This window comes from Streptomyces sp. NBC_01515, from assembly GCF_045040345.1.
Taxonomy (GTDB): domain Bacteria; phylum Actinomycetota; class Actinomycetes; order Streptomycetales; family Streptomycetaceae; genus Streptomyces.
In genome coordinates this window covers 8,353,702-8,366,466 of the sequence record NZ_CP109416.1, presented here as the reverse complement: position 1 = coordinate 8,366,466, position 12,765 = coordinate 8,353,702, and the positions used below count along the sequence as shown (strand labels likewise).

Annotated in this window: 1 protein-coding gene (only partly in view); it reads right to left on the bottom strand. The window is 71.6% G+C overall.

The window, feature by feature from the left end; all coding sequences use genetic code 11:
* Window positions 1-12,765, bottom strand: partial view of a hypothetical protein gene (locus OG407_RS37750; protein WP_405864203.1) — the 5' end (the start) only. The gene continues 23,742 nt to the left of window position 1, outside the view; 12,765 of the gene's 36,507 nt are visible here — the first part of the coding sequence; its start codon is at window positions 12,763-12,765; its stop codon lies off the left edge, out of view.

The window sequence follows — 12,765 nt, the reverse complement described above, 5'->3', positions numbered from 1 at the left end:
CGCGTCCGCGGTGGTGAGGTGCCGGGGGAACCAGATCGTGGTGGAGCCGTGCGACACGGGCTGGCTCCACACGCCCGGCACCGGGGCGGTGGGTGCCGCTGTCACCCCGGGGGCGTCGGTGCGCACCCGCCAGTGGGTGGTGAACTCCACAGGATCGGAAGGCTCGTTGGAACGCTGGGCGGAGGTGGTCTGGACGGCCTGGGTGACGGTCGTCGCGTCACTGGCCTGGTTGTGCGTGAGCGAGACCGTCACGGACCCGTCCACCGCCCGCACCGGCGTCGGCGCGGTGATCGGCCACGAGCCGGTCCACGGAACCTGGACCGTGCGATACGTACCGGCCGGCTGACTGGAGAAGTTCTCCCGCGTACCGAACCCGCGCCGCTCGACGTGCTTGTCCGCGTCACGCGGGTCGAAGCGCCCCTGCCGCAACGAGGTCCGGGCATCGGAAAGCGTCAGCTGTACGTCGACGGTCCGATCGCGTCCGCCGACCCGGACGGTGATGCGGTGGCCGCCGTTCGAGCGCAGATACGGCAGTTGGAGCGCCAGGTTCTCCCGGGTCAGCGCATCCCGCACCTGCTCGCGCACCGCCTCGGGCGGGTTGTCGGCGTCCAGCCCGAGTTCCTCGTAGACCTGGCGGTGCAGCCCGTCGATCACCTCGTCCGAGAACGGCTCCGCGTACACCAGTCCCACCGTGCCGTCCGGGGACCGGCCGTAGGTGTTCACGTACGTCGACTGGAAGCGGCCCGGCCCGGGTGGCTGTGCGGTCGGGGCGTGGGAGGTGGGCCAGGTGAGGGGGGTGTCCGTGGGGATCGGGGTGGTGTCCGGGTCCTGGGTCGGGGTCGTCTCGTTCTGGCCTGCGTGGTCGTGGAGTTGGGGTCCCGCGGAGGTGACGTTCTCGATCGTGCGGAGATAGCGGCGGGGGATGTGGACGGGGGTCTGGGTGGTGGCCATGACGCCGGTGGTCCGGACGGTGGTGCTGTTCGGGTGGTTGCGCAACAGGAAGTCGTTGTCGCGCTGTTCGTCCGGCAGGCCGAGGTAATGCAGGACCTCGTGGAGGAGGTCTTCGTCGGAGTGGTTGGCGTCCAGGTGGAGTTGGTCGGCGCGGCCCGGGTTCTCGGTGTCGGTGAGGGTGATCGCCTCGGGGTGCGCCGGGTCGCTGATCAGGTTCAGGTTGACGTGGAGCTGGTCACCCGAACTCGGCAGTGCCAGACCGGAGTTGAGGTGCGTGTCCAGGAGACCGGAGATGCGCTCGTTGAGCTGCGGGGCGAGGTCGGGGTTCGCCGTGGTGACCGGGAGGTTGAGCGTGTAGTCCCGTATCCACTGGCCGTTGGGGGCTTGGATACGACGAACCTGCGCACGGACGAGAGTCGTCGCACCGCTGAGCGCGCCGGGCCGGGGCGAGTTGCTCTGATCCGCGTGCGGATCGAACCGCTCCGTCGAGTGCACGGCGGGACGGGCATGCGGGCGCAGGCCGTGCCATGTGTCCTTCGGCGCGGGGTCGGCGACACGGGACGCGGGACGCTCGTCATCGGCGTCACGGGTCGGCGCGGGACGGTAACGCCCGTCCGGCTGAACGCTGTTGGCGTCCCCGGGGCCCCGGGGCGCAGGTGCCGGGGTGATGGTCGCCGGGTCGACGGTGAGGGGGCCCGCGTCGGTGGCGTTGTAGTGGTTCAGGCCCGTGTAGTGGACCTCCAGGACCCGGGTGGCCGTGGGTGAGCCGACACGGGTGACGGTGCCGAGGCCGGTCGCCGCGTCCGGTCGCAGTACCTCGACGGCCACGTCCAGGGTGTCCGCCAGCAGCGGGAGGAACAACTCGCCCTGGTTGCTCTCGTACGACTTGGACCAGCTCTGGACGGCGGCCAGCGCGTGGGCCAGTTCGGCGTCGGTGAACTGGGCGTCGCTGACGGTGTATCCGTGCCCGAGCAGCCTGCGGAGCTGGTCGTCGGAGAGGCGGTCCAGGGTGGGCAGTCCGCCGGTGTCGCGCAGGTACGCGAACATGTCCCGGACGCTGGGATCCGGCGCGCCGATCGCGTTGTCGCCGGTCAGCGCCTCGATGTAGAGCGTGTGGAGATCGTCCAGCTCCAACTGGTCCGGCTCCGTCACCCCGGTGATGCCGTACTCGTCGAGGGTCGTCAGGAGTTCGGGCCGGTTCATGGTCGCCGTGCGTCCCTCGAACCACCCCGCGAGCGTCTGCCGTACCTGGCCCACCACCTCGTGCGGCAGCGGGCGTTCGCTGCGCGCGGTGAGCAGTCGGTCCTCGGCGAGGATGCGCAGCTGGTCGGCCGCGAGCATCAGGTGGTGGCCGGCCCGGGGCATCGGGGTGCCCGGCCGCCACCGGGTGAACTGGGCCAGCCCGGCGCGGACTTGACCCGGGTCGCCGAGCCAGGCGTAGGTCTCCGGAGCCTGGGTCCGCAGTCCGGGCAGCCGGTCGCGGACCCGCGCCGGGTCGGTGCCGATGAACGTGTACAGCATGCACCGGCCGTCCCCGCGGGTCGGCACCAAGTTGCCTCGTGGCGCCCGCACTTGGAAGGCGGCGGGCCGGGGTGCGGTGAGGCCGGGGGGCGTGGGGTCGGATGAAGTCGGTCCGGGCGACGTGCTGTTGGTGTCGTCCTGGGCGGGGGCCTTGCCCTTGCCCTTGTCCTCGGTCTTGGGTGCGTCGGTCTCGGGTGCGTCGGTGTCCGTGTCCGCCGGTGCGCTGTGCAGGTCGGTGGACGTGGTGGTGGTGTTGCCGACCAGGGCGTCGAACGCGCTGTCCTGGGCGGAGGTCGCACCGGGGTCGCCGGACGTGTCGCCGCCTTGGTCCCCGCCGGTGGTGTCCTTCGGCGGGACGAGGGACGTCGGGTCGGGCGTGGTCAGTTCGGTGTCCGCGTCCGAACTGTCGTCTCCCCCTGCGTCCTCGTCCCCTGAATCCTCGTCCCCGGTGGTCGAGTTGTCGCTCTCGGAGGTGTCGCCGTCGCCGGGGAGCGGTGCGTTGCCGGTGGCGGGACCCGCCGTGCGGGGGCGGCCCGAGCCCGGCCAACGCGGGGTGGTCGAGGCCAGCGTCGTGCGGGAGGTGGGCAGCGCCGAGGGGCCGGAGGCCAGCACCGGGCCGGTCGCGCCGGGCAGCGCGGTCTCCGCCGCCGCCCGGCGCGCGGCGGCGTCGTCGCGCCTGCCGAGGGCCTCGCCGATCCGCGCGTCGATCTCGCCGAGCGTCCGCGCCGCCCGCCCGTGGTTCTCCCGTGCGTCCTCATGGACCTGGGCCGCGTCCTCGGCCCGCCCACGAGCCGTGTCGGCCTCGGAACGCCGGGTGTCGGCCGTGTCCCGCACGCCGGGGAGCTGCGCCCGCGCCTCACGCTGGGCCGCCACGTCACGGTCCAGACCGGCCCGGGTGTCCCGGAGCGCGGCACGGTCCCGCTCCAGACCGTCCCGCACCTCGGCGAGGTCGGCGTCCAACTTGCTTACCTGGGTGGTGACTTCGTCGATCTGCTGGGCGAGACGGGGGTCCACGGCGGGGGCGGGTTCTACGACCGTGTCCGGGGCGGTTTCTACGACCGTGTCCGGCGCGACGCTGTCCGACGTGATCGTGCCCGGCGCGTCCGTATCCGGCGTCGCGCTCTCGACCGTCGTAGCGCCGTCCGTGGCGCCTGAACCGGAGCCGGAGGCCCTCGTCTTCGCGGCCTCGGCGGCGCGGGCCGTGAGGTCGGACAGGTGGCGTCGGGCGGTCTTGGCCTGGGCGCTGAGACGTAGTTCCTGGCGCTCGCCCGCCGAGACCGCGTCGGTGAGCGGGCCGATCGCGCGGCGGGCGTCGGAGATCCCGCCGGTCAGGGTCTTCTCGTGGTCGATGAGGTCGCGGAGGTCCTGTTCGGCCTGGTCCGCGGTCTGCTCGGCGGTGGTCGCGGCCGTGTCGGAACGGTGGGCCTTGTCCGCCGCGTCCGTGAGTGCGGTGACCGCGTCGTTCAGGGTGTCCTGCGCGTCGGGCCGGAGCTGCCGCTGCTCGTGTTCGTCGTCGAGCGCCGCTGTGTGGTCGTCCTGGGCCCGGTCGAACGCGGCTGCCTCGCGCTCGAAGTCCGCCCAGGCCTGGTCCAGGGTCGCGACACCGGTGGTGGAATCCGACGCCTGCGGCCCGGTCAGCGTGCCGTCGGGGTCGAAGGGCCAGATGCGCAGGCCCTCCGGGCCCCGGGTGACCAGTTCCACCGGGTGCCCGTTGTCCCGGGCCGCCCGCGACGCCGCGTAGAGGGCCAGGGTCAGGCGGGTGCCGTCCGGGTCGGGGCCGGTGGCGACCCAGAGCTGGAAGCCGTCGTCCGCGAGGTCGATGCCCGCGTTCAGGTTGGTCCGTACGTCCCCCGGCCGGGTCGTCGCCCAGTCCTCCGGCGCGGTGCCGGTGCCTTCGGTGAGCAGGGCCGGGAGGTCGTAGACGCCGGGCACCGGGCGGGGTTCGGTGATGCCGTGGCCGAGGGCGTCGCGTTCCTCGATGCGGATCGTGGCCGTGCCGGTGACATGGCGGACGCCCTCGGGGCCGGTGACCTCGATGTGGACGTCGGTCCGGACCTCGTAGCTGCGGGTGCCTCGGCCGTCGGCGGGCAGGCTGGTGCTGCCGGTCTTGAGCCAGTCGCGGCGGCCGCCGGAGACTCCGCTGCCGAAGTTGCTGGCGTCCACGGGTCGTTGGAGCACCGGCGGGGTCGCGCCGAGGAGGTTGCGGTCGGGGTCGTCGGCGCTCATGACGAACGGCAGCGACAGCCCGAGGGTGGTGTCGGCGCCGGAGACCGTGCTGCTGCTCTGCGTGCTGATCCGCAGCCGGTCGAGGGTCACGTCGCCGCCGTCGGTGACCGCCCTCGGCCGGTACAACGAGACGGTGAGGGTGGGCCGTTGGTCCGGGGCGCCCTGCAACGGGAACGCACCCGGCATCGCCGGCAGCATCCCGCCGGTCTGCCGGGGTGTGTCCAGCGAGATCGTGCCGGCCTGGATGAGTTCGCCGAGCCGTACCGAGGCGTTCTCGTCGGAGGTCGAGGCGGGCACGGAACGCCAGCTGCTCCCGGTGTCCGGGGCCACCTGGTCGAGGGCGGTGGCCAGCTGGCTCCACGCGTCGAAGCCCTGGACCGGGACGGAGCCGGTCGGGTGGAACAGGTCCGCGTCCCGCAACACGAGCTGCGCGGCGGGCAGTTGGCGGGGGTCGACCCGGGACACCGAGGGCGGCGCGGGTGCGGGCAGCGGAGGGCGGGTGCCGTCCGTCTCGCTGCCGGTGAAGCGCAGGCTCACCCGGGCCGGTACCCGGACCTGGCCGCCGAGTTCGCCGGAGAGGGTGCGGCTGAGCCAGGAGCGGGTCGGCGCGTCGGCGTCGTCCCAGGCGATGACCCCGCGCTGCACCAGTGCGCCCACCACGTTGGGCGGCCAGTCGACGACCAGCGTGGAGCGGACCGTGGCGACCAACTCGTAGTCCAGGTCGTCGAAGTCGGCGGCGCTGTCGGTGCGCAGCCAGAACCGGTCCTCGGCGGTGCGGCCCTGCTTGTCGACCTTGCTGGAGGAGGAGACCAGGCTGGCGGAGGGGCCGAGCCGGTCCGTACGGTCGTCGGCGTCGGGGCGGCTGAAACGGGCCGTCGGGTTGCCGGTGAGACGGTGTGTCCGGCCCACCGAGGAGGAGAGCGAACGGCCCTCCGCCGTGTGTGAACCCCACTGCTCTATACCGGACTTGTCGCCCGGTACGGCGGTGCCCCGCAGGGCGCCCCGGTCCGCGGCGGTGCTCGTGGGGCGGGCCGAGAACGTCACCTCGACCAGGGCCGCGCCGCCGAACCGGTGGTGCCGGAAGCTGAACCTGGCCTGTCCGCCGCCGCGCCCGATCAGCGCGCGCTTCCCGGCGACACCGGTGTTGTCGGCGATCAGCGCGGCGACACCGGGCAGGTAGGAGGCGTGGCCGGGGGTGGTCGCACCGGGGGCGTACCGGTCCACCAACTCCCGTACGTCGTCGTGGAATCGGGCGCGCTGCTCGATCGGCGGGGTCGGCGTCGGGCCCGTGCCCGGGTCGGAGAACTCGGTGACCGAGTTGACCGCGGCCAGGCCGAGGGTGCCGTCGTGGACGTACCTGTCAGGCAGGGACGGCCTCGTCAGACCGATCGTCGACGGGTCGTCCGGACGCTCGGGCAGGGCGCCCATCCACCGTCCGTCGCGCCGGAGTTGACTCTCCGTCATGAGGAACTGGAGCCCGCGCGGCACGTCCACGGCGAGCGTGACGGTCTCCCCCGGCCCGAACCCGAGGGAGTTGGCGACCACGTTGCGGTGCCCGGACCGTACGGTGATCAGGTAGGTGACGTCGGCCGTGACCCGATGCTGGAGGCCCGACTGGGTGGGCGTCCGGTTGGTGCCGGTACTGCTGGTGAGGGTGTCGGACTTGTCGCTCTTGCGGTCGTACTGGTAGCGCCCGGACGGGTTGAAGCGGGACGGCGTGGACGGCGTGGGTGCCGGGGAGCCGGCCGGCCGCGAACTCGCGGGAGGAGTCGGCGGGTTGTTCTGGGTCGCCGAGCCGCCCAGCCCGAACTGGTGTGTTTTCCCCAGGCCCTTGAGCTGCTGCGCCGAGTCGGCGGCGGAGATGCCGGTCTCCAGGTACTGGTTCACGCTCTGCGTCAGGTGGGGCGTGTGGGCGACGGCCTGGATCTCGATCGCGAGCTGACCGTCGGCACCGAGCCCGGGCAGCGTCAGCCCTTCGACCACGTAGGTGCCGCTGAAGATCTGGTGCCCCCGGCCGACCAGCGAACCGGGCGAGAGCGCGGTGGTACGGGCCTCGGCGCTCACCGTGGTGGTGTCGCCGAACGGACTCCCGACCAGCGAACTGCTCAGGAACCCGGTGAAGTTGTCCACCAGCCGGGAGACGCGGCCGGGAGGGGCGACCGGATCGGCACCGGCGTTGGTGTCGGCGGTGGCGTCGGTGTCGGTGTCAGTAGCGGCGTCGACACCGGCGCCCGTGACGATCCGCCGGAAGGCGTCCTGGAGCGCCCCCGAACCGCGCACCACGTCGATCAGCGCGTCGTCCGGGACGCGGACGACGTCCGGGTGCGGGTCGCCGGTGGCCGGGTCCGTCATGGCCAGCCGGTCCCGGTCCTCCTGCGTGACCTGCCGTACGGTGAACGGCTCGCCGTCCGGTGCGGGCTCCGCGTCGGCCCGTGTGCGCTCGTGCGGTACGGCCAGCCGGATCGTGCCCGCGACACCCCTCTCCTGGGGCGCCCCCAGGCCCAACTCCGGGTCGGGCTCGCCGTGTTGGGCGGGCGGCGGCACCTCGCCGAACCGGGCCACGGGTTCCTGGCCCGAGCCCTCGTACAGGTCGAGCGTGAGGCGGGCCGGTACCCCGAACTCGTGGGTGTCCTGCCCGGTGCCGATGAAGAACTGGTCGTGGCCGAGCGTGGTGCCGGTGGTGTTGCCGAGCGTGGCCTGGCCGACGTACTGGTAGTCGCCGGTGCCGCTCAGGGTCCACGCGCCGCCGTGCGGGGTGGGCACGGTGAGCCCGCCGCCGAACCCGGCGCCCAGGCCGTAGGTGTTGCCGAGCCGGGCGGTTCCGCCGCCGGCCGCCTGCGCGAGCCCCATGACCTGGATGTTGGGCAGCACCGTGCGGTGCTCCACCGGCCGGTTCGGATCGCGCTGCGCGCCCAGCTCCAGCCGGACCCGGCGCCGCCCCGTCACGGAGGGGATCTCCAGGAACAGCGAGTGGCCGCCGTCCACCATGGAGTCCGTCGCCGCGCGCAGCCCGAGCGGCGAACGCAGTTCCTGCAGTCGCCGCAGGTTGTTCAACTGCGCCTGCACCATCGTCTCGTCGGGCAGTCGGCCCCGGTGCGGGGCGTCCGCCGGCGGGGGCAGGAAGCCGTGGTCCCGCAGCCAGGTCTCCGCGTCGTCGAACAGCGGATCCGCGTCGCCCTCGTCCACCCCGAGCGGCGCGATGGACTGGCCGATCGACTCCAGGGTCTCCAACTCGTGCGGCAGCACCCGCACTTCGTCCGGCTCCGGTGCGTGCCCCGCCGCGTCCTCGGCGCTGAGCACCCGCAGATCGAGCGCGTGGGTCCAAGTGCCCGGCGCATAGGTGGAGATGGAGCCGTCGGGCCGGATCAGGGTGAGGGTGTACTCGACGTCCGCCTCGGTCAGCAGGTGGCTGCGGTTGGTGCGCACCGCGTGCATGGTGCCCGCGAGGTTGCTGGTGCCGAACACGTTCTGCGCGGCGAGGCTCGCGGTGCCCTTGCCGTTGACGGTGCCGCCGATGCCGTGGGAGGCGTCCGGGTGACCCGCGCGGTGGTCGACCGTGAAGGTCGGGCCGACGCTGCCGGTGAAGGTCACCCCGCTGTTGAACGACGTGTTCTGGTCGTTCTTCACCGAGTTGACGACATGGCTCTCCAGGTTGATCTTCTTGTCGAGGCTCTTGGCCACCGGGGTGGTCCCCCGGACCGTCGCGTCCAGCCGCATCATGCCGACCGCGCGTCCGTGCGTGTCGGTGAGCACCGGCGAGTACAGCCCGCCCTCGACCTGCATCGGCAACGTGCCCCGCAGGATCGGTTCAGCAAGGAAGTCCGCGAGCTGGGCCGACGACGTGTCGTCCAGGTCGTCGCGGAAGTTCTCGGCGGCCCCCTCGTACAGCCGCCGCGGATGCAGCACCGAGTCGACGCCGTAGATCGGCAGTGTCCTGATGTCGGCGGGCGCGGGCAGCTCCTGACCGGGATCGGCATCGGCGTCCACGAGGTGCTGCGGGAACCAGATGGTGACCGACCCGTGCTGCTCGGCGGGGCTCCAGTCGGGCGCGGGATCGGGGTTCGCGACGACAACAGCCGCATCCGTCACGCCTGTTGGGTCGACCGTATCCGTCGCATCTGTCGTATCTGTTGTCTCCCCCGCATTCGCCACGTCCGTGCCCGGGGCCGGCGCGTCCACGCGGACCTGCCAGTTGTCGGTGAAGTCGTAGGCGCGGGAGGGCTCGTTGCTGCGCTGGGCGCTGGTGGTCTGCACGACCTGGGTGACAGTGGTCGAACCGTCCGCCTGGTTGTGGGTGATGGTCGCGCCCAGCGCGATGTCCACCCCGCGCACCGGGCCCGCCGCGCCGACCGGTACCGAACCGGTCCACGGCACCGGGATCGTCGAGAACGTGCCGGACGGCTGCGCCGAGACGATCTCCCGGGTGCCCTGCCCGCGCCGCTCCACATGCTTGTCGGGATCGCTCGTGTCGAGCGCGCCCTGCCGTACGGACGGCCGCCTGTCGTCGAGCGTCAGCCGTACGTCCACGTCGCGGTCGGCACCGTCGACCTCCAGGACGATCCGGTGCCCGCCGAGACTGCGCAGATACGGCATGTTCAGCGCCATCTGCTCCGCCGACAGCACGTCCCGGAGCTGCGTGAGCACGGGGTCGTTCGGTCCCGGAGCGGGCCGGCCGAGCGCCGTGAGCACCTGGCGGTGCAGCCCGTCGACCACGTCCGGCGCGAACGGCTCCACGTGCACGAGCCCCAACTGGCCGTCGTGCCGCCGCCCGTAGCCACCGAGGTAGGAGCCGCTACGACGGCCACCGCCGACCACCACCTCGGTCGGCGGGGTGGTGTCGCCCTCCGGGGAGGTCAGGGTGATGTCAGGGACCGGCACGACCGCGGGAACGGTCTCGGCGTCCGGATCCGTATGCGTATGCGTATCGGGGTGTGTATCCGTCGGATCGATGTCCACCGTGTCCGTGGACGTGGTGGCCACCGGGGTCGGCGCGGTGTCGGCCTGGTCGACGGTGGGGGTGACCGGGGCGGGCGGGTCCGCGCCGGGCGCGCCCTGGACCGGTCCTCGGCGTCCGGGACCCCGGTGGTCGTCCGCGGGATCGCCGACCAGGGTGCCGATCAGTGCGAGGTGACGGGGCCGCAGCCCACCCGACGCGTACGCCGGGTCCGACGCGGGCGTGAACCGCGTGGGGTCGCCCATCAGGCTGGCCGTACCGCCGCGTTGCGGGGCGGCCGAGTCGAAGCCGCTCTCGTCGCGCAGGCCCACCTGGTGGCCGATCTCGTGGGCCAGGTCGGAGTCGGAGATGTCGGCCGGCCACGAGTGATGGGTGGCCGGCGTCCCGTCCGCCGGGTCGGTGAGCGTGACGTCGAGGTGCGGTGTCTCACCGGGAGCGGCCGGCACGACGGTGACGTGCAGTCGGCTCCCGTCCCCCAGTTGGTGCCCCGGGGTGTTGAACACCCGCTGCACACCGTCCGTCAACCGCTGCTGGACCCCGTCGACCTGCGTCCCCAGCCCCGGGTTGCCGGTGAGCCGATAGGTCACGGTGAGATCGGTGACCGGCACCCCGTCATGGGTGAAACGCCGCACGGCGAACCCGGCCCGCACCACGTACTGCGTCCGCACACCGTCCGCCCCGAGGGGCCGCGACACCGGATCGACCCAGGTATGGCTGCGCTCCGAGGGCGTCACTCCGGCCCGAGCGTCCTCGAAACTCCCGGGCTCCGGCGTGGAGTTGGGGGTCACTGAGGGGGTGAGATCCACGGGCGCCACGGGGTCGGGCGTGCTGCTCGGCTCCGGTACGACGGTGACATCGGAGGAGGAGGTGGTGGTGGTCGTCTCGGTACCGGGTGTCGGGGTGGCAGTACCGGAGTGGGACGGCTGGGTCGCCTCCGGCGCGGGGGTCGTGTCCGGTGCCGAACTGGTCGTAGGGGGCGCGGTGTTGCTGGTGGTGGCGACGGGGGTGGGCAGGTCGGTGCCGGTGTGGGTGTTCGTGTCGGTGTCGGTGTCGGTGTCGGTGTTGCTGACGGTGCCGGAATCGGAGTGGGAGGTGTCGATGCCCTCCGTGCCCGTGCTGTTCGAGCTGCCGGTGCCGGTGCCGGTGCCGTTCGTGGTGTCCGTGCTGGTGCTGTCGGAAGTCGTGTTCTCCGGGCGCCCCGTTGTCGTAGTACGCGGGTTGCCACCGCTGTGCGAGGAAGTACCGGAACCGGACGTCGAGTTGCCCGTGTTCGTCCCGCTCGAAGTCGGGACGCCGGACCCGCTCGTACTCGTGCCGGTGTTCGTGTTCGTGTTCGTGACTGGAACGTCCGGTGAAGGCACCGGAGTTGAAGTGTCCGAGGTGTTCGGGGTCTCGCCCTGCTGACTTGTCCCCTGCGTCTCGTTAGTACCGTCCGCCTGCTGACCGTCACCGGTGTTGTGCGGCTGCTCCTGAACTGTCCGCACGGGCGCCGGAGTTCCCGAGTTGGTGGTGTGCGGGCTGCCGCCGTCGTTCGAGGTGTCGTTCTGCTGACCGGTCCCCTGTGCCTCGTCATTACTACCCGTGTCGGCCTGTTCCGGCGACCTCGTGGGCGTACTGCTCGTGGGCGTATGGCTCGTCGGCGTACTGGAAGACGGCGAGTTGCCCCCGCCGGACGTGCTCGTCGTCCCGTGCGGGACGTTGCTCTGGAGGTCTCCCCCGTCGATCTTCACGTCGTCGACGTGGGTGTCGGTGGACTCGGTCGGCGGGGTGTTCGTGGACGTGCGTTGGGGGGTGGTGTTCGTCGACGAACTGCCGGTGTTCGACGTCGTGTTGACGGGGCCCGAGCCTGACGTGGTCGTCGAGTCGGACGACGGGCCGGTCGTCGAAGAGTCGTTGTCGGGGCCGGAGTTGGTGTTGGAGGTGGAGTTGGAGTCGGAGCTGGTGTCGTCCGGGATGTTCGCCGTGCCCAGGGTGTTGACCTGGGGCGGGGTCGTGAAGTTGAACTTGTTGCCGATCGCGCCCGCGCCCTGGCCCAGGTGGCGTTCGCTCATCGAGCTGAGGCCGGCGCCCAGGAAGGTGTTCAGGGGGTCGATGGGGAAGCCGTAGATGGACGCCGTGGCGATCTCGCCGAGCGTCTCCGCGCCGCCCTCGGTGAGGAAGTGCTCGAAGTCCTCGCCGAGTTCGTGCTTCACCTTGTCGCCGAAGGTCTTCGGCTTCGGTGTGGGCGTCGGGTTCGGCTTCGGGGTGATGTGCGGGGTCGGCGTCGGATTCGGCGTGGTCTTCGGGTTCGGGGTGGGCGTCGGCTTCGGGTTCGGCTTGGTGTTGAGGTCCGGGTTGTCGAACTTGTGGTTGTTGAACTTCTTCCCGTTGCCGCTGATGTCCTTGAACGGGTTGTGGGTGTTGAAGATGTTCTTGAAGTTGTTCTTCAGGCCCTTGCCGAAGTCGTGCAGCAGGCCGTGGAACAGGCCGGTGAACGCGCCGAAGACACCGTCCTGGACGATCTGCGACCAGTCGAACCCGTGCGGGCGGCGGCCCTTGGGCGCACCCAGCATCATGGCCAGCCGTACCGCGAAGGTGGTGAACGCCTCTTCGATCGCCTCGGTGATGCTGGGCATCAGATGCGTCTTCTTCATCAGCCATTCCATCAACGTGAGAATGGCGACCCGGCTGCGGGCCTTCGCCACCGCGGCCTGGCTGGAGGCGGAACCCCCGGTGAAGGCGGACAGCACCGCGATGACCAGCAACTCGATGAGCAGCCGCACCAGTTCGGCGATGATCTGCCACTTCGACTCCATGATGTCCATGGAGGACTTGGTGCGGGACTGTCCGATGCCGTCGAGCTGGTCGGCGAAGTCCTTCAGGTAGTTGACGCCGCCGCTGTCGAGGAACATGTGCATCGCCCGCACATAGTTGTTCCCGACCTGCGGCGGCAGCGCGCGCCCCACCCCACCGGCGGTCTGCTCGATCAGGTCCGAGAGGTCACGCATCCGCCGGCCCAGCCGCTCGTACGGCTTGCCGTTGGCGAAGGCCATGTCCTCGTCGGCCTGGAGGAACTTCTCGCCGATGAGCACGAACATGAGGTTGTTCAGCTGGGGCGACGCGTGGATGGTCAT